This window comes from Microbacterium hydrocarbonoxydans (assembly GCF_011752045.1).
Classification (GTDB): Bacteria; Actinomycetota; Actinomycetes; order Actinomycetales; family Microbacteriaceae; genus Microbacterium.
In genome coordinates this window covers 552,997-571,479 of record NZ_JAAKXW010000002.1, presented here as the reverse complement: position 1 = coordinate 571,479, position 18,483 = coordinate 552,997, and the positions used below count along the sequence as shown (strand labels likewise).

The 18,483-nt window shown below is 70.0% G+C and carries 17 protein-coding genes; 11 read left to right on the top strand and 6 right to left on the bottom strand.

The window, feature by feature from the left end; all coding sequences use genetic code 11:
• Position 1: 1 nt before the first annotated feature.
• A complete protein-coding gene (locus G6G98_RS10970) occupies positions 2 to 1,621 on the bottom strand; it encodes an amidohydrolase (RefSeq protein WP_164234552.1) in 1,620 nt (539 codons plus the stop codon).
• 29 nt (positions 1,622 to 1,650) lie between these two features.
• A complete protein-coding gene (locus G6G98_RS10965) occupies positions 1,651 to 2,724 on the bottom strand; it encodes a C45 family autoproteolytic acyltransferase/hydolase (RefSeq protein ID WP_067348310.1) in 1,074 nt (357 codons plus the stop codon).
• A gap of 207 nt (positions 2,725 to 2,931) precedes the next feature.
• On the opposite strand from G6G98_RS10965, the gene G6G98_RS10960 reads away from it, so the two are divergent.
• The 4 genes from G6G98_RS10960 (at position 2,932) to G6G98_RS10945 (ending at position 6,380) form a co-directional block, all read left to right on the top strand.
• A complete protein-coding gene (locus G6G98_RS10960; RefSeq protein ID WP_067348307.1) occupies positions 2,932 to 3,951 on the top strand; it encodes a LacI family DNA-binding transcriptional regulator in 1,020 nt (339 codons plus the stop codon).
• 55 nt (positions 3,952 to 4,006) lie between these two features.
• Positions 4,007 to 5,245 (top strand): sensor histidine kinase, encoded by a 1,239-nt coding sequence (locus tag G6G98_RS10955; protein ID WP_067348304.1) that lies wholly within the window; start codon positions 4,007 to 4,009, stop codon positions 5,243 to 5,245.
• Entirely contained in the window at positions 5,242 to 5,865 is a 624-nt protein-coding gene (locus G6G98_RS10950) for a response regulator (protein WP_164234553.1), read from the top strand. Before G6G98_RS10955 ends, G6G98_RS10950 begins: the two co-directional genes overlap by 4 nt.
• A gap of 80 nt (positions 5,866 to 5,945) precedes the next feature.
• Positions 5,946 to 6,380, top strand: coding sequence for a DUF2871 domain-containing protein (locus tag G6G98_RS10945; protein WP_164234554.1), 435 nt, complete (start codon positions 5,946 to 5,948; stop codon positions 6,378 to 6,380).
• Between the two features lie 100 nt (positions 6,381 to 6,480).
• Here G6G98_RS10945 and cycA read toward each other — a convergent pair whose 3' ends face one another.
• The gene (cycA, locus tag G6G98_RS10940; protein WP_164234555.1) at positions 6,481 to 7,935 is read right to left on the bottom strand and encodes a D-serine/D-alanine/glycine transporter; all 1,455 of its coding nucleotides are present in this window, start codon (positions 7,933 to 7,935) and stop codon (positions 6,481 to 6,483) included.
• Between the two features lie 80 nt (positions 7,936 to 8,015).
• Positions 8,016 to 9,011: a LacI family DNA-binding transcriptional regulator gene (locus tag G6G98_RS10935; protein WP_164234556.1), complete on the bottom strand. Its 996-nt coding sequence runs from the start codon at positions 9,009 to 9,011 to the stop codon at positions 8,016 to 8,018.
• Positions 9,012 to 9,130: 119 nt separating this feature from the next.
• On the opposite strand from G6G98_RS10935, the gene G6G98_RS10930 reads away from it, so the two are divergent.
• Genes G6G98_RS10930 through G6G98_RS10900 form a run of 7 tightly spaced genes read left to right on the top strand, consistent with a single transcriptional unit; the run spans position 9,131 to position 16,521 of the window.
• Positions 9,131 to 10,258 carry a Gfo/Idh/MocA family protein gene (locus G6G98_RS10930; RefSeq protein ID WP_067348289.1) on the top strand — a complete coding sequence of 376 codons (1,128 nt, stop codon included), beginning with the start codon at positions 9,131 to 9,133 and terminating at the stop codon, positions 10,256 to 10,258.
• Positions 10,255 to 10,980: a cupin domain-containing protein gene (locus G6G98_RS10925; RefSeq protein WP_164234557.1), complete on the top strand. Its 726-nt coding sequence runs from the start codon at positions 10,255 to 10,257 to the stop codon at positions 10,978 to 10,980. Before G6G98_RS10930 ends, G6G98_RS10925 begins: the two co-directional genes overlap by 4 nt.
• A complete protein-coding gene (locus tag G6G98_RS10920; protein ID WP_067348282.1) occupies positions 10,977 to 12,038 on the top strand; it encodes a Gfo/Idh/MocA family protein in 1,062 nt (353 codons plus the stop codon). Before G6G98_RS10925 ends, G6G98_RS10920 begins: the two co-directional genes overlap by 4 nt.
• A 55-nt stretch (positions 12,039 to 12,093) precedes the next feature.
• Complete coding sequence (locus tag G6G98_RS10915) at positions 12,094 to 13,125, top strand: ABC transporter permease (RefSeq protein ID WP_084788145.1); 1,032 nt, start codon at positions 12,094 to 12,096, stop codon at positions 13,123 to 13,125.
• A complete protein-coding gene (locus G6G98_RS10910; RefSeq protein ID WP_164234558.1) occupies positions 13,119 to 14,048 on the top strand; it encodes a carbohydrate ABC transporter permease in 930 nt (309 codons plus the stop codon). The genes G6G98_RS10915 and G6G98_RS10910 overlap by 7 nt, the downstream gene beginning before the upstream one ends.
• Positions 14,049 to 14,089: 41 nt before the next feature.
• Positions 14,090 to 15,757 (top strand): extracellular solute-binding protein, encoded by a 1,668-nt coding sequence (locus tag G6G98_RS10905; RefSeq protein ID WP_164234559.1) that lies wholly within the window; start codon positions 14,090 to 14,092, stop codon positions 15,755 to 15,757.
• Between the two features lie 56 nt (positions 15,758 to 15,813).
• Complete coding sequence (locus tag G6G98_RS10900; RefSeq protein WP_164234560.1) at positions 15,814 to 16,521, top strand: glycosyl transferase; 708 nt, start codon at positions 15,814 to 15,816, stop codon at positions 16,519 to 16,521.
• A gap of 9 nt (positions 16,522 to 16,530) precedes the next feature.
• Here G6G98_RS10900 and G6G98_RS10895 read toward each other — a convergent pair whose 3' ends face one another.
• Together G6G98_RS10895 and G6G98_RS10890 are read right to left on the bottom strand one after the other, a co-directional pair.
• On the bottom strand, positions 16,531 to 17,298 hold the full coding sequence (locus G6G98_RS10895) for an ATP-binding cassette domain-containing protein (protein ID WP_164234561.1): 768 nt from the start codon (positions 17,296 to 17,298) through the stop codon (positions 16,531 to 16,533).
• Positions 17,295 to 18,473: an ROK family transcriptional regulator gene (locus G6G98_RS10890; protein ID WP_164234562.1), complete on the bottom strand. Its 1,179-nt coding sequence runs from the start codon at positions 18,471 to 18,473 to the stop codon at positions 17,295 to 17,297. Before G6G98_RS10890 ends, G6G98_RS10895 begins: the two co-directional genes overlap by 4 nt.
• Between the last annotated feature and the right edge of the window lie 10 nt (positions 18,474 to 18,483).

Below are 18,483 nucleotides of genomic sequence, written 5' to 3'. Positions count from 1 at the left end.
TTCACCTCTCCTTCGAGGTCGGGAACACGGTCTTCCCCCCGGCGACCGTGCGGTTGATGCGGGTGTTCAGCAGCTCATCGGCCTCCACCGCGAAGATGTCGCGGTCGAGCACGATGAAGTCGGCGGAGAGTCCGGCGGCGAGGCGGCCGTACTCGTGCTCGGCGCGGCACGCCCAGGCGGCGTCGCGGGTTGCGTGCGTGATCGCCGTCGCCAGCGGGACGGCGTAGGCCGGGATGTTCGCGGGCAGGCCGGGCTGCAGCGCGGAGCGGCGGGTGGCCGCGATGAACATGTTCGGCAGCGGCGCGTACGGCGCGGTGGGCGAGTCGGTGCCGAACACGAGCGGGGCGCCGGCATCCGTCATCTCGGGCCAGGGGAACCCGCGTTCCACGCGGTCGTCGTGACCGAGCATCGCCCGCCAGTTGTCCTGGATCGACGGGTCGGCGTGCACGGGCTGCATGCTCGCGGTGATGCCGATGGCGGCGAGGCGGGCGATCTCGTCGGGGCCGACCACCTCGAGGTGCTCGATCCGGTGGCGGCGCTCGCGGGGCCCGTTCGCGGCGATCGCCCGCTCGACGGCGGAGATCGCGATGCGGATGGCCTCGTCGCCGATCGCGTGCATGGCGACCTGGAGGCCGGCGGCGTCTGCGGCGATGACGACGGGGGCGAGCTCGTCGAGGCTCCAGATCGGCTCGGCCGAGCTGCCGTCGGCGTAGGGCAGGCCGAGGGCGGCCGTGCAGCCGTCGACGGTGCCGTCGATCATCACCTTGATCCCGGCGATGCGCAGCCACTCCGAGCGATGCTGCGTGGCGAGCTCCGCGGCCCTGGCGACCTGGGCGAGGTTCTGCTCCTCGTCGCCGGTCGGCTGCACGCGCCAGTGCGCGGCGATGTGCGCGGTGAGGTCGCCGGCCCGCTCCGCCCTGACCATCGCGGCGAGGTCGTCTTCGCCGAGGGCCATCTCGGTGGCGGCGGTGATGCCGGCCTCGCGGTAGCTGCGCAGGGCGGCGGCGAGGTGCCGGTCGCGGTCCTCGTCGGTCTCCATGGCGTCGATGACCGGCCAGACCAGGCGGTGCATCGCGGTCTCGTCGACGTACCCGGTGGCGTGGCCCTCCGCATCGCGGTGCACGGTGCCGCCGGGAGGGGAGACGGTGTCGTCGTCGATGCCGACCTCCTCGAGCGCCGCGGTGTTCAGCCAGATCGAGTGGAAGTCGTAGCACTGCGCGTAGACGGGGCGGTCGGCGACGACGGCGTCGAGCATTCCGCGGTCGGGCGCGCCGCCGGGGAGCATCCCGTGGTTCCAGCCCTGCACCCGCACTCGCGGGGCGCCGGGGTTGGCCGCCACCCACTCGGCGATGCGGCCCTGGATCTCGGCGAGATCCGCCGCACCCCAGAGATCGACCTGCGACGCGGCTTCGCCGGTGCCGACGATGTGCGCGTGGCCGTCGGTGAACCCGGGGAGCACGGTCGCGCCCTCGAGGTCGGTGATCGTCGCCGCGTCGCCGGCGATCCGGCGGGCGGTGGGCTCCTCGCCGACGTAGGCGATGCGGCCGTCGGTGACGACGAGCGCCTCCGCGCGGCGCGTGGCGTCGACGAAGAATCGTCCGTTCAGGTAGAGGTCGCTCATGGGTGTCGCAATCGTCTCGGTGGTGGTTCTCAGAAGCGGTCGAAGCCGGCGGCGGCCGCCTCGTCGGGGGTGCCGGCGTGCAGCTCGAGGGCGAATCCGGGCAGGTCCAGGGCGATCGTGAGCAGCGTGCCCCACTGCTCGTGCACGGGCAGCGCAGGGTCGGGGCGCATGCAGATCGGAGCGTCGGCACCGGCGGTGCCGCAGAAGGCGAAGGCGCGGCCGACGGCATCCAGCTCCGTCATCTCCGCCAACTGCGCCGAGGTGTGCGCATACCGGGCGCGGGTCGTGGAGGTCTCCCGCATCGTGTCGCCCTCGGCGATCGCCGGGTCGAGGAAGTGGTTGGTGTGCACGATCCAGCCGTCGGCGTCCGGGGCGACGACCCCGACGCCCGCGGGAGACACCTCGATGCTCGCCGCCTCGGCGACGCCGTTGCGGAAGGTCGCGACGGTGAAGACGGTGGAGGCGCTGACGGTGGCGGAGGCGGCGATCTCGCGCGCCTCGGCGAGCGTCGTGGCCTCGTCGAGGATGCGCCGGGCGATCGCGTGCACCGGCACCCCGCCGGCGTCGCTGTCGGAACGGTGCGACAGGATGTTGAAGTGCAGGCCGAGACCGGCATCGTTCACGCCGATCTTCGCCGCGGTGCCGAACTCGGTGAACAGCTTCACGCCGTGGCCGGACTCCGAGACGAGGTGGTGCACGAGGCCGTCGGTGGTGATGTCGCCGTGCCAGTCCCAGGTCTGGATCGTCTCGGGGGCGCCCGCGGCGGGCACGCGGACGGCCGTGGAGCACTCGCCCTCGCCGGCCGACGGGGCGACGGCGAGGATCTCGGTGCGGGCGCCGATCGCGAGCACCTTCCACGGCTCCAGGTGCGCGCCGGCCGCGATCGCATCGGACTCGGCGAGCTGCGCCGGGTGCCAGGCGGCGAGGGCTTCGCGGCTGCGGTCGACGATCGCGCGCACCTGGTCGGCTGGGATGCCGAGCGCGGCGAAGTGCTCGAGGTAGCGCGACCCGGACCGGGCGAGGAAGTGGCCGTAGGTCCGCCCGATCGCGCTGCCGCGCTCCTCGGGGTCGGTCGTCTGGGTGGTCAGGTAGTGCAGCTTCATCTCGTGACTCGGGATCTCCGTCGATCGTCGCCGGGCGGCTTCGCCTCGGCGCGGATCACGCTAAGTGCATCAAACGTTTAATACAATCCTTCTCGACACAGTTGTCGGGTCGGCGGGACACCTGTCGGGTCAAAACGGCAGATGCGGCCGGCATCCGTCGATCCGATCCGACATCTGAGAACACGCGCGCGAAGGCGAGGAGGCGGCATGACCCGGAACAGGGGGGTGCGCCTCCGCGACGTCGCCCAGCGCGCCGGGGTCTCCATCGCCGCGGTGTCCATGGCGCTCAACGACACGGGCACCCTGAGCGCCGCCACCCGGGCGCGGATCCGCGGGATCGCGGACGAGATGGAGTACCAGGCGGATGCTCTCGCCCGCGGTCTTCGAGGCTCCCCGGTCGGCGCGGTCGGGCTCGTCATCCGCTCGCTCGACCTGCTCGGCGACTACGCCCCCGAAGGCGTGGACGTCTTCGCCCGCTTCATCGGCGACATCTCCTCGCACGCCATGACTCGCGGCCTCAGCGTCATGCTCGTGCCCGATCTCACCCGCCGCCCTGCGCCACCCCTCGCGCTCGGGCTGGACGGGTACATCATCGACCTCCCGCACGTCGACGACCCGGTCGTGCGGCTGCTGGAGCGGCGCGGCATCCCCTACGTCACGCTCGGCCGCGATCCCGACCGCCCCGAGTTCACCGACTGGGCCTCGGAGGACGACCATGCGATCACGCGCCGCATGCTGAACCACTTCGCCGCCGCCGGTGCACGCACCGTGGCGCTGCTGCGCGGCGCCGGACCGAACGCCTGGAACCTCGACATCGAGACCGCCTACCGCGAGTGGTGCGCCGAACGGGGGCTCCCGCCGAGGGTCGTGCACGCGGCCGAGCGCGACGGCGAGGCCGGCGGTCGCGGCGCGGTGCCCGCCCTCCTCGAGGGCGGGGTGCCGGACGCCGTGCTCTGCCTCACCGGCCGTCACGCAGCGGGCGCGCTCGCCGCCCTCACCGAGCGGGGGATCCGGGTGCCGCAGGACGTGCTGCTGGCGACGGCATCCGACTCCGAGCACACCAGGCACAGCCGCCCGGCGATCTCCGCCGTGGAGCGCAACCCGCGCGACACCGCGCCCGCGCTGCTCGACCTGCTGCAGGCGCGCATGGACGGCCGGCCCAGCATCGGCCCGGTGCTCACCGGTGCCCGGTTCCACCCCCGGGCCTCCTCCCGCCGGGCGACCTGATCCGCTCCATCGAATGATGGAGGCGCACCGGCGTCGGCGGGGGAAGAATGTGAGGATGCCGTCCGCCGATGCCACCGCCGCCGAGTCCGAGGGTGCGCGCCCGCGCACCTGGGCCGGGCTGATCGGCTCGGTGCGCGTCGGACAGGCCGCGATCACTGTGATGCTCGCCGGCATCGGCTCCTGGCGGGCCGTCGTCGACGGGGTCCCGCTGCCCTGGGTGGTCGCGATCGCCCTCGTCTTCCTCGGCTGGTACGCCGGGGGGCTCCTGCTCGGCGAGCGGACCGGCGACCGCGCACTCGCGACCGCGTGGCTGCTCGGGCTGACCCTCATCTGGTTCGGCGCCGTCGCGATCTCTCCCGAATACGTGTGGCTCGCGTTCGCGCTCTGGCTGCTCGCCGGGTTCGTGCTGCGGATGCGCTGGGCGGTGCCGCTGAGCATCCTGATCCTCGTCGTCGCGATCGCCGCGCCCGTGCTGCATCACGGTGCCACCAGCTACGCGAACGTCATCGGCCCGCTCGTCGGCGGCGTCTTCGCGCTCGGCATCTCCCGCGGCTACCTGGAGCTCGTCCGCGACGGGCAGGAGCGCCGCCGGCTCATCGCCTCGCTCGTCGCCGCGCAGGAGGAGATGGCGGCCCTGCAGGACGAGCTGGCCCGCACCCAGCGCGCCTCCGGCGCGAACGCGGAGCGCACTCGCGTCTCCCGCGACATCCACGACACCGTCGCGCAGAGCCTCTCCTCGATCGGGATGCTGTCGCGCTCGGCACTGGAGGCGGATGCCGAGGCGGACCGCGTCCGCGCGCTGGAGCAGATCGGCGCGCTCGCCGCGGACGGCCTCGCCGACGCCCGGCGCATCGTCGACGACCTCATGCCGGCCGAGCTCGACGGCACCGCCCTCGGCGACGCGCTGCGCCGGATGCTCGCGCGTCTCACCGCGGAGGCCGGGATCGCCGCGACGCTGCACGCCGACGAGGACCTCCCCGCGCTGGGTCTGGACGTCGAGGTGGCCCTGCTCCGGACGGCGCAGTCCGCGCTCGCGAACGTGCGCGCCCACTCCGGCGCGACGCTTGTCGTGGCCACCCTGGCGGATGCCGGAGACGCCGTGCGCCTCGACATCGTCGACGACGGCCGCGGATTCGACCCGGCCGCGCTGGAGACGCCGGGCTCGGGCGGCGGCTACGGGCTGCGGGCGATGAGGGCGCGGCTGCGGGAGCTCGGCGGCGGTCTCGACGTGGAGAGCGCGCCCGGCGACGGCACCGCGCTGTCGGCCTTCGTCCCGCTCGGGGGCCGCCGGTGAACCCCGTGCGGGTGCTGCTCGTCGACGACCACCCGATCGTGCGGGCCGGGGTGCGCTCGCTCTTCGACCGCCGGGAGGACATCGAGATCGTCGGCGAGGCGGCATCCGGCGAGGAGGCGGTGGCGCTGGCCCGCCACCTGCACCCCGACGTGGTGCTCTGCGACCTCCGGCTCGGCGAGGGCATGGACGGGGTGCAGACGACGGCGGCGCTGCGCTCGCAGCATCCGGCTCCCGCCGTGATCATCCTCACCACCTTCGACCGGGATGCCGAGATCCTCGGCGCCATCGAGGCCGGAGCGGCGGGCTACCTGCTCAAGGACGTCGCCCCGGATCTGATCGTGCAGGCCATCCGCCAGGCTGCGGCGGGCGGCCTCGTGCTGAACCCCGAGCTGAGCGAGCGGGTCGTGGAGGTCATGCGCGCGCCGCGGGTGCGGCTCACCGAGCGGGAACTGGACGTGCTGCGGCTGCTCGACACCGGCGCGTCGAACCGCGAGATCGCGAAGACTCTCTTCGTCACCGAGGCGACCGTGAAGACGCACCTCGTGCACGTCTTCGAGAAGCTCGGCGCCGACAGTCGCGCCCGCGCGGTCGCCATCGCCCAGGAGACCGGGATCCTGTAGTCCCGCGCATCTCAACCGTTCGATGGATCCGGCTGGAACGACGGCGGACGAGGCTGGAAGCAGCCTCGAAAGGATCCTCTATGCGCAAGCTCTTCTCCGCCGCCTTCGCCTACCTCGTGCTCGGCGTCGCCTCCGGACTCTTCTACCGCGAGTTCACCAAGATCAACGGCTTCCCCGAGGGAGCTCCGACCCAGCTCGGTCTGGTGCACACGCACCTGCTGGTGCTCGGCTTCGTCGTGCTGCTGCTCGTGCTGCTCCTCGAGAACGCGTTCGCTCTCTCCGAGAGCCGCCTGTTCCGGTGGTTCTTCTGGACCTACAACGCCGGCCTCGTGCTCACCTCGGCGATGCTCGTCTGGCACGGCTCGCTCACGGTGCTCGGCGAGGAGTCCTCGAAGATGATCGCCGGCATCGCCGGACTCGGCCACATCCTGCTGTCCGCCGGCCTCGTGCTGCTGTTCCTCGCGCTCCGGAAGCGGATCTTCACCCCGAAGCCCGCGGCCGAGGCATCCGCCTGACCGGTTCACAACTCCTCAGAAACGTCCGCCGAAGCCGCAGAAGGGCCGGTTCCGAGCAGAACCGGCCCCTTCTTGAGGAGTTGTGAACGCGACCCGCGGCTCACACCTCCGGGTCGTTGCGCAGGTGCGCAATGTGCGCTTCGTGGCGGGCGATGTGGTTCGGCGACCTCCGTACGAACAGCCAGGCCACGATGAGGAGTGCGAACCAGATCGGCGTGACGAGCAGTGCGGTGAGGGTGTCCGGCTGCGTGGTCAGCGCCCACAGGATGAACACGAAGAACGCGAGCACCACGTAGACCATGAACAAGCCGCCCGGCATCCGGAACGTGGAGGTCGCCGCCTTCTCGGGCCGCGTGCGGCGGTAGACGACGTAGCTGATCATGAAGATCGTCCACACGAACATGAAGCACACGGCCGAGACCGTGGTCACCATGTCGAAGGCGGTGCCGATATCCTCGCCCGCGTACAGCAGCACGACGCCGGAGAGCAGCAGGATGCAGGAGAGGAACAGCGCGTTCTGCGGCACCTGGCGCTTCGAGAGCCGGCCGAACAGGCGAGGGGCGTCGCCGTCCTGGGCGAGGCCGAACACCATGCGCGAAGTCGAGTAGATCCCCGAGTTCGCGCTCGACATGGCCGAGGTGAGCACAACCAGGTTCACGACCGTGGCGGCGATGCCGAGCCCGGCGAGGGCGAACATGGCGATGAACGGGCTCTCCCCGGCCACGTACTCCGTCCACGGCGTGACCGCCATCAGCACGATGAGGGCGCCCACGTAGAACAGCAGCACGCGGATCGGGATCGCGTTGATGGCCTTGGGCAGGTTGCGCTTCGGGTCCTTGGTCTCGGCGGCCGCGGTGCCGACGAGCTCGATGCCCACGAAGGCGAAGACCGCGATCTGGAAGCCGGCCACGAAGCCCATGAAGCCGTGCGGGAACATGCCGCCGTGCTCCCAGAGATTGGCGAAGGATGCCGTGCCGGCGTCGTGCTGGAAGCCGGTGAACACCATCACCAGGCCGGTGACGATGAGAGCCACGATCGCGATGATCTTGATGAGGGCGAACCAGAACTCCATCTCGCCGAAGGCCGCGACCGTGGGCAGGTTCAGCGCGAGCAGGATGACCACGACCAGAAGGCCCGGGATCCACAGCGGGATGCCGGGGATGAGGGCATCCGTGTACCCGGCGATCGCGATGACGTCGGCCACGCCGGTGACCACCCAGCAGAACCAGTACGTCCAGCCGGTGAAGAAGCCCGCCCACGGGCCGAGCAGGTCGCTCGCGAAGTCGCTGAACGACTTGTAGCGGAGGTTCGACAGCAGCAGCTCGCCCATCGCCCTCATGACGAAGAAGAGCATGAAGCCGATGATCATGTAGACGAAGATCACCGAGGGGCCGGCGACCGAGATCGTCTTTCCGCTGCCCATGAACAGGCCGGTGCCGATCGCGCCGCCGATGGCGAGCAGCTGGATGTGCCGGTTGCTCAGCGCGCGGCGGAGGTGCTCCTCCTCTTCCACGATCGCTCCGGTCGGCTGGACTTGTGGTCTGGCGTTCGTCATCCCTCGAACGTACCCGAGCGGGCGCGCGCCTCCGTCAAGCCGGGCGCGGGGTGGCAGTCACGCGTGAACGGGGCGTGCGCTCACGCCGACGGCGGAGCGATCGATTCGCGCCACACGATCCGGTGCACCTCCGTGGGCGGCTCGGGCTCCGCCTCCCCGCGCACGGCGGCGATGAGCTGTCGCATCGCGTAGTCGCCGACGAGGCCGCGGTCCTGAATGACGCTGGTCAGCGACGGTACGAGGAACGCGCTCGTCCCGATGTCGTCCCATCCCGTGATGCTCATGTCGCCGGGCATGGACCATCCGCGCAGCGCCGCCGACCGCATGGCGCCGATCGCGACGCTGTCGTTGGGTGCGATCAGTGCGAACGGCGTCACCTCATCGGGGAGGTCGCGCACCACCTCGACGCCGACCTCGCTCGTCCAGTCACCCTCGATCACTCCGAGCGATTCGAGGCCGAGCCGCTCCACGGTCACGAGATAGGCGTCGCGGCGGGCCACCGCGGCCGGGAAGTCGAGCGGCCCGGTGATGTGCAGGAACCGGCGGTGGCCGAGCTCGACCAGCCGGTCCATCATGGTGACGATCGGCTCCGCGTCGGTGAACACGCCCGTGGCGTGCATCTCGTCGTCGAACGCCGAGGCCCAGAGCACGATCGGGCCCCGATCCCGGGAGAGGTTGAGGATCCGCGTGGGCAGGGGGGTGAACGACAGGAAGCCCTCGTACTGCCCGCCGTCGATCAGCTCCTCGACCCGCTGTGCACGTGCTTCCCGGTCGTCGGGGAGGCTCAGGATCTCGAGGACGTAGCCGGCATCCTCGGCCGCGATGGTCGCCGCCCGCAGCATGTTCAGCGGGTTCGGGGCGCTCACCGGGAAGACCACGGCCAGGCGTCCGGTGCGCTGTGTGCGCATGGCGCGCGCGGCGAGGTTGGGGCGATAGTTCAACTCGGATGCCGCCTGCAGTACGCGGTCGCGTGTCGCCGGCGCGACCCCGTCTCGACCGGTGTAGACGAACGACACCGTCGACTGGGACACGCCGGCGAGCCTGGCGACGTCCCGGCTTGTGGGCCGCTTCTGCATGTTCCCCTCCATCCGCGATCCGTTTTCGGAAAACGGTTGACGGATCCATCTCTCGTGACCATACTACCTCAATACGTACTACTAGTACGTATTGATAATGAGAGCTCAACGAGGACGCAATGCTCAGGATTGGAATCATCGGCACCGGTGGGATCGCGAACGCGCACATCCAGGGGTACCTGGCCTTCCCCGACGACTGCGAGATCGTCGCGCTCGCCGACGTCGCTCCCGGCAAGGCAGCGCAGAAGGCCGAGGAGTTCGGCCTCTCCGCCATCGGGTACGACGACCCGGCGCGGATGATCGCGGAGGCCGGCGTCGACCTGGTGAGCATCGCCACGCCGCCGTCCACGCACGCCGCACTCGCGATCGCGGCGCTGGACGCCGGCGTCAACGTGCTGGTCGAGAAGCCCATGGCGCCCTCGCTCGAGGAGTGCGAGGCGATGCTCGCCGCCCAGGAGCGCAGCGGCAAGCTGCTCTCGGTCGTCGCGCAGAACCGCTTCCGCGACGACCTCGCCACGCTCAAGGAGGTCATCGATTCGGGGCTGCTCGGCTCGATCTCGCACGTGCGCGTCGACTCGGCATGGTGGCGGGGCCTGCCCTATTACGACCTGTGGTGGCGGGGCACGTGGGAGAAGGAAGGCGGCGGCTGCACCCTGAACCACGCCATCCACCACATCGACCTGCTGCTGTGGCTGCTCGGCAGCCCGACCGAGGTCACCGCGATGCTCGCGAACGCCCAGCACGAGAACAGCGAGGTCGAGGACCTGTCTGTCGCGGTCTTCCGCTACGAGCGGGGCCTCGCGCAGCTCACCAGCTCGGTCGTGCACCACGGCGAGGAGCAGGAGATCGTCATCCAGGGCCGGGACGCCCGCGTCTCGCAGCCGTGGAGCGTGAAGGCGGACACGGCGGATCCGGCCGGCTTCCCGACGCGGACCGGTGACGCGGCACTCGTGGCCTCCATCGAGCAGATCGCCGCCGCCCACGAGCCGCTGAAGCACCGTGGGCACGAGGGGCAGATCGGCGACGTCCTCGGCGCCATCCGCGACGGCCGTGAACCGGTCGCCGACGGTCGCGCCGGGCGCGACGCCATCGAGATCGTCACGGCGATCTACAAGTCCGGCATCGAGCGGGAGTTCGTGTCTCTGCCGCTCACCGCCTCGGACCCGTACTATCACGCCGGACGGCTCGTTGCGAACGCCCCGCACTTCTTCGAGAAGACGGCGTCGCTGGTCGAGGCGGCATCATGAGCACCTTCCCGGGTGGGACCTCGCTGTCTCACCTCGACGTGTACGACACCGCTGCCGGCGACGGTGTCTGCGGGGGCAGCCCGCACATGCACCTCGTGTCCACCGAGGCCTACGTGGTGATCTCCGGCGAGGGTGCGCTGCAGTCGATCGACGCCGCCGGGTTCCGGGAGACGCCGCTGACCGCAGGAGACGTGGTGTGGTTCACCCCCGGCACCATCCACCGTGCCGTCAATCGCGGCGATCTGCGCGTGGTCGTGCTGATGAGCAACGCCGGACTTCCCGAGGCGGGCGATGCCGTCATGACGTTCCCCGCGGAGGTCATGGCCCGCGCCGATTCCTACGCCGCCGCGGCCTCCCTCGGCGGCGACGACGACGGCCGCGCCGAGCGGACCGCCCGCCGCCGCGACCTCGCCGTGACCGGGTTCGAGACCCTGCGCGATGCCGTGCTCGCCGGCGACCGCACCGCCCTGGACGCGTTCCATGCCGCCGCCGCGGTCCTCGTCCGCCACCGCGCCGCCGCCTGGGGCGACCTCATCCGCCAGGGCCCGCTCGCCCAGGCCCGAACATCCCTCGCCCACGCGGAGGCCATCGCCCAGGGCGACACCACCCACCTCGACGAAGCCCGGGTGCAGCAGGCGGCAGCATCCGCCGGCGAACGCCGCTACGGCATGTGCGGACGCCTCCGCACCTACGACGTGACAGACCAGGAGCAGACCCGATGAGCCACCCGTACACCTTCGATCCGCTCCCCGAACCCGTCGTCGGGCCGGGCGAGTTCCGCTTCGCTGCGGTCGGTCTCGACCACGGGCACATCTACGGCATGACCGACGGCCTCATCCAGGCCGGTGCCGAGGTCACCTGGGTGCTCGATCGCGACGTCGAGAAGGCGGAGGACTTCGCGAAACGGTATCCGACTGCGCGCGTCGCGTCGTCGGAGCAGGAGATCCTCGACGACCCGCACGTCCGCCTGGTCGCCACCGCGGCGATCGCCTCGGAGCGGGCGCCGATCGGCCTGCGGGCCATCGAGGCCGGCAAGCACGCCTTCGTAGACAAGGCGCCGCTCACCACCTTCGAGCAGCTCGACGCGGCCCGGGAGGCGACGGCGCGCACCGGGCTGAAGTACGCCGTGTACTACGGCGAGCGTCTGCACACCGAGTCATCGATCCTCGCGAGTCAGCTCATCGAGCGCGGAGCCATCGGCGAGGTGCTCCAGGTGGCGTCCTTCGGTCCGCACCGTGTCGGCGGCGGACGCCCCTCCTGGTTCTACGACAAGGACCAGTACGGCGGCATCCTGTGCGACATCGGCAGCCACAACTTCGACCAGATCCTGCACTACACGGGAGCGACCGACGGCAGCATCCTCAGCTCGACGATCGCGAACTACGCGCACCCCGACACCCCCGGCCTGGACGACTTCGGCGACGCCCATGTCGCGCTGGACAACGGCGCCTCCGGCTACGTGCGCGTCGACTGGTTCACACCCGAGGGCCTCGGCGTCTTCGGTGACGGGCGCACGATCATCCTCGGCACCGACGGCTACATGGAGCTGCGCAAGTACGCCGACATCACCACCGACAACGGGGGAGGGCAGGTGCTGCTCGTGAATCAGGAGGGTCAGTACCGCTTCGACGCGAACGGCATGACCGGCTTCCCGTACTTCGGGCGGCTCATCCGGGACTGCCTCGACGGCACGGAGACCGCGATGACCCAGGCGCACGCCTTCAAGGCGGCCGAGCTCAGCCTGCAGGCTCAGGCCGCGGCCCTCGTGCTCACTCCCTAGAACACCACGGCGCGCAGCGCCGAAACGCACAGAAACCACAAGGAGGTGGACCTGAATGCCTGAGATCGTCGAAGCGCCGCCGTCGCTCAGCGACTCACCGCCGCAGCCCGGGAGCGAGACGCGGGTGATCACCACCGCGCGCCCGCAGCGCCGCCTGTTCCGGCGCGACCGCACTCCGCGCGCGCGGCAGTCGTGGCGCCGGGCGCTCGCCAGGGACTGGAGGCTCTACACGTTCCTGATCGTGCCGATCCTGTTCCTGCTGGTCTTCCGCTACGTCCCGATGCTCGGCAACGTCATCGCGTTCCGGAGGTTCCGGCCGGGCGGGTCGATCTTCGGAGACGAGTGGGTGGGCTTCTACTACTTCGAGGCCTTCATCTCGAACCAGCAGTTCTGGACGGTGTTCTGGAACACGGTCATCCTGGGCGCGTTCACGCTCCTGATCTGCTTCCCTCTGCCGATCGTCCTCGCGCTGATGCTGAACGAGCTGCGATCGAGCAGGTTCAAGCGCATCGTGCAGACGGTGTCGTACCTGCCGCACTTCATGTCGATCGTCATCGTCGCGGGACTCGTGCTGCAGCTGACCTCGCTCAACGGGACCATCAATCAGCTGGTCGAGGCCTTCGGCGCCGACCCGGTTCCCTTCATGCAGCGGCCGGAGTGGTTCCGCACCATCTACGTGTCCTCCGAGGCGTGGCAGACCGTCGGGTGGGGGACGATCCTCTACCTCGCGGCGCTCACCACGATCGACGATCAGCTGTACGAGGCCGCGCGGATCGACGGAGCGAACCGCTGGCAGCAGACCTGGCACATCACGCTCCCCGGCATCCGCCCGACGATGATGGTCCTCCTGATCCTGAACATCGGCTCGTTCATGTCCGTCGGGTTCGAGAAGGTGCTGCTGCTGCAGAATCCGCTGATCTACTCGACGGCCGACGTCATCTCGACCTACCTCTACCGAGTCGGCATCCAGTCCGCCCAGTTCTCGTACGGAACCGCGATCGGGCTCTTCGAGGCGCTCATCGGCCTGGTGCTGGTCCTCGGCGCCAACTTCATCTCCCGTCGACTGGTTGGAACCTCGCTATGGTGACCGAAGCCCTTCCCCCCAAGCCCGACATCTCCCACGTCCGCCGGGAGACCGGCGTCATCCGCGAGTCGCTCGGCTACCGCCTGTTCCGTGTGGTCAACGCGATCCTGCTGGTCCTGGTGTGCGTCGTGACGCTGTACCCGTTCCTGAACCTCGTCGCGAAGGCGTTCTCGTCGGAGGGGTACATCGCGGCCGGCGAGGTGAACCTGATCCCGCGCGGGTTCAACATCGACACGTTCCGCGCGGTGATGGGCGACGGGCTGTTCTGGACGAACTACGGCAACACCTTCCTGTACACGGTCGTCGGCACGATCATCGCGATGATCATCACCACCACATACGCCTACGCGCTCAGCAAGCACCACCTCAAAGGACGCACGTTCTTCGTGGGGATCGCGGTGTTCACCATGTTCTTCGGCGGAGGGCTGATCCCGAACTACATCCTCATCGCGAACACCCTCGGCTGGCGCAACAGCATCTGGGCGGTCGTCGTGCCCGGCGCACTGAGCGTGTTCAACCTGCTGGTGATGAAGTCGTTCTTCGAGAGCTTCCCTGCGGAGCTCGAGGAGGCCGCTGCGATCGACGGGCTGTCCACGTACGGCGTCTTCTTCCGGATCGTCCTCCCGCTGTCGAAGGCCGTGCTCGCCACGATGACGCTGTTCTACGCGGTCGGACTCTGGAACTCCTGGTTCAACGCCTTCCTCTTCATTGATGACAAGTCCCTGTTCCCGGTCACGATCTACCTGCGCAACCTCATCGCCGCGGCGACCGGCACGGCCGAGGTCGCCGGCGGCGAGACTGCGCAGGTCGCGTCGAACATCCAGGCGGTGACGATGCTGCTCACCGTGCTGCCGATCATCTGCTTCTACCCGTTCATCCAGCGCTACTTCGTCTCGGGCGTGATGCTCGGGTCGGTCAAGGGCTGACATCACGTCGAACGACGACGTTCACACAAAGGAGACACAACATGACCATCACCCGCAGGAGCCTCGCGGGGGTCGCGGGCATCGCCGCCTTCGCCGCCGCTCTGACGGCCTGCTCGTCCGGTCCCGTCGACGAGGCCTCCGGTGACGAGGGCGTCACGATCGCCGACGAGCAGTCCGTCGGCGCCATGGACGACTTCGAGGCCGGCACGACCTTCCAGGCGACCGAGCCGGTCGAGTTCTCGCTGATGTACCGCGACCACCCGGCCTACCCGGTGCAGCACGACTGGTCCGTCTTCCAGCACCTCGACGAGGACCACAACGTCACGTTCTCGCGCACCGACATCCCGATGTCCGACTTCGAGCAGAAGAAGTCGCTCCTGATCGGCAGCGGCGAGGCGACCGACATCATCTCGGTCTCCTATTCCGGCACGGAGACGAAGTTCGTCTCCGGCGGAGCCGTCCTGCCGGTCTCCGACTACTTCGACTACATGCCCAACTTCACCGAGAAGGTCGAGGAGTGGGGGCTGGAGGAGGAGCTCGACAACCGCCGCCAGGCGGACGGCAAGATCTACCTGCTCCCGGGGCTTCGTGAGACGCCGAACGTCGAGTACAGCGTCGCGATCCGCGAGGACCTCTGGGAGAACGCGGGCATCACCGAGGATCCCGAGACCTGGGACGAGTTCGCCGAGCAGCTGGAGAAGGTCAAGGAGGCCAACCCGGAACTCGCCTACGCGATGTCGGACCGGTGGACGGACGCGACGCCGCTCGGCTCGCTGCTCAACGTGATGGCGCCCAACTACGGCACCGCCGCCGGCTGGCAGTATTCGAACACCTGGTACGACGAGGATGCCGGGGAGTACGTCTTCACGGGCACCACCGACGAGTACCGCAACCTGATCTCCGATGTCACCGGGCTCGTCGAGGACGGGCTCCTCGACCCCGAGATCACGCAGAGCGACGATCAGGCCACCCAGAAGTTCATCTCGGGCCAGTCGGCGGCGATCTCCAGCAACACCCAGACGCTCACCGAGTACCGGACGAAGTTCGCGGATGCCGGCCAGCCGGACGTGCCGATCCGCCTGATCTCGATCCCCGGCGGACCCGCCGGGTCGAACCTCCCGAGCGGTCGCTTCACCTCCGGGCTCATGATCGGCAGCGACGCGGCCGAGAAGCCGTACTTCAAGGCCCTGCTGCAGTACATCGACTGGCAGTACTTCTCGGATGAGGGCATCGAGTTCGCCCAGTGGGGCGTCGAGGGCGAGACCTTCACGAAGGATGCCGACGGCACCCGCATCCTCATGGACGACATCGGCTGGAGCGCGGTCAACGCCGGTGCGCCGAAGAAGCTGAACGCCGACTACGGCTACAGCAACGGCGTGTTCCTGCCGGCCAACGGCTCCTCGAAGGAGCTGCTGCTCTCGCTGATGACGGAGGAGATCGCGGCCTGGACCGAGGAGCAGCTCGACTCCAAGGAGCAGCTGCCGGTCGCGCCGGCGCCGCTGCTCGACGAGATCGAGCTGGAGCAGACCTCGCTCCTGCAGACCCAGCTGACGGATGCCGTGCACGCCGCCACCGCCGCGTTCATCACCGGTCAGCGCTCGATCGATGCGGACTGGGACGCGTACGTCGGCGAGATCGAGGGACTCGGATCCGCCCAGCTCATCGACACCATCAACACCGCTCTCGAGCGCGCGAAGACCGAGAAGTGACATCCGGGCGGCCGGTCGCACAATGACCGGCCGCCCCGCACCACCGGGAGAGAAGCATGAGCGACACGAAGAACGAAATGGTCGACGAGATCGGCCGCGGGCCGCTCTCCCGCGGTGCGGCGATCGTCTACCGGATGCTCGTGCTCGAGGCGCAGCTGCTGATCGCGACCCTCCCCACGACGGTCGCGATCATGCTCCTCGATCGCGACCCGTCGAACCTCCCGCTGTTCCTGCTCGCCCTCACCCCGATCGCCCCCGCGCTCGTCGCCGGCGTCTCGGCCGTGCGCGCAGCATCCGCGACTCCCGACCTCGCGCCGGGCCGCCATTTCTCCCGCGCCTACCGGCGCGACTTCGGGCCGACCCTGCGCTGGGCCGCTCCGGCCGCCCTCGCGCTCGCGGTGCTGAGCTTCAACCTCACACACCTCGGCGCCGTCGAGGGCGGTACGGCCCTCCGGCCGCTCATCCTCCTCCTGGCCGCCGCCATCGTGGTCTGGTGCGGGCACATGATCGTCCTCACCGCGTCGTTCCGGTTCCGCACCAGGGATGCGGCGCGCATCGCCCTCGCCCAGCTCCTGCCGCGCTGGCCTTTCTCCCTCGGCATCCTGTCGCTGCTCGTGGTCGGCGCCTTCCTCGTGCACGCCGCGTCCGAGATCCTCCTGCTGCTCCTCCTGTGGGCGTTCGCCGCCCTGCTCGCGCTCATGGCCCGCCCCGTGATCGACGACGTCACGGCGAGGTTCACGCGCGACGCCGCCTCCCGCTCCTGAGGGTGACCGTCAAGCCGGGCGCGGCGCGCTGCGCGAGGTGCCGATGATCGCGGCGATGAGGTCGGAGTATGCGGCATCCTGACCGAACGACCCGTTGTTGCGGCCGTGGCGGAGCACCTCGACCCGGTCGGACACCGCCTGGACATCGGCGATGTTGTGGCTGATGAACACCACGCCGAGGCCCAGCTCGCGGAGCTGCTCGATGTGGGTGAGCACATCCGCGGTCTGGGCGACGCTGAGGGATGCCGTGGGCTCATCGAGCACGACCAGCCGCGGCTGGCTGATCAGGGTCCTGGCGATCGCGACCGCCTGCCGCTGACCGCCGGAGAGGGTGCGCAGCGGAGAGCGGATCGACGGGATGCTGGCGGCGAGGTCGCTCAGCGCCCGCCGCGTCTCGCGCTCCATGTCGCCGTCGCGCAGCATCCCGCTCGGAGTGCGCAGCTCGCGGCCGAGGAAGACGTTGGCGGTGACGTCGAGGTTCTCGCACACCGCGAGGTCCTGGAACACGGTGGCGATGCCCAGCCGGTTCGCGTCGGCGGGGGTGGCGATGTCGACCTTCTCGCCGTTGAGGCGGATCTCGCCCGCGGTGGGGGTGAGGGCCCCGGCGATGATCTTCGCGAGCGTCGACTTGCCGGCGGCGTTGTCGCCGACCAGACCGACGACCTCGCGCGCGCTGACCGTGAAGTCGACGTCGTTGAGCGCCTCGACGGCGCCGAAGCGCTTGGTGATCCCGCGGAGCGTGAGCAGCGGCTCCGCCTGCGAGGCGGTCACGTTCACGAGCGGTCCTCGAGCAGCTGCGACGGGTCGGTCGACTGCAGGATGTGGATCGTGGCGCCGACGAGCACCGCATCCTTGCCGAACGAGGTGGGCACCGGATCGCGGCGCGGGGCGCGGCCCTGCGGGGCGTGGTCGCGCAGCGCCGACGCGAAGGGGAGCAGGAAGATCGGCCCCGCCTCGACGAGCTCGCCGCCCACGGTGACGACCTCGGGGCCGAGGGTCTGGCAGACGCCGGCGACCACGCGGCCGAGCGTGGTCGCGGCATCCGACACGACCCGTGCGCAGCCGGGATCGCCGGATGCCGCGCGCGCGATCACGTCCTTGAAGGTGACCTGCCCGTGGATCGTGCGCAGCGGCGCGGTGATCGCTTCCGCGCCGACGAGCGTCTCCAGGCATCCGCGCTGTCCGCACGTGCAGACGGAGCCGGCGGGGTCGACCTGCAGGTGACCGATCTCCCCGGCCGTCCCCGCGTGTCCGCGGTAGAGCCGGGAGCCGAGCACGATGCCGGCGCTGGTCGTGTAGGAGGCGTGGACGAACAGGCTGTCGGCCACGTCGCGCGCGGTGCCCAGGGTCGCCTCCGCGAGGGCGGCGAGGCTGGCGTCCTTCTCGACGATGACCGGGCACCCGAGACGCTGCTGGACGACGGCCGCGACCGGCTGGTCCTCCCAGCGACGCATCACGCCGCGGTAGGCGATCAGTCCCGACTCCGGGTCGACGGCGGCGGGCACGGCGATGCAGACGCCGATGAGGTCCTCGGGATCGGCGGCGATCATGCCGAGCATGTCGATCAGCAGCAGGGTGATCCGGTCGAGGACGGTGTCCTCCGCGTGATCGGCCGGCAGCGGCATCCCGCGGTCCGCGAGCACGTCCTGGCCGACATCGGTGAGCCGAACGCGCATGCTGCGGCTGCCGATCTGCACGGCGGCGACGACGCCGGCGCGGCGGGCGATCGTGACCAGCTGCGCCCGGCGGCCGCTGCGCGAGGTGGGCCGGGTCTCGACCAGCCCGGACAGCGAGAGCTCCTTGACGATGGCCGACACGGTCGCGGTCGACAGGCTGGTCGCTTCGGCGAGCTCCACCTGGGTGAGCCCGCCGAAGCGCTTCACCGCGTCGACGATCTTCGCGGTGTTGGCCTCGCGCAGCCCCGACTGGGAACCGCTGGACCATCTGCTCATGCCGTGAGCC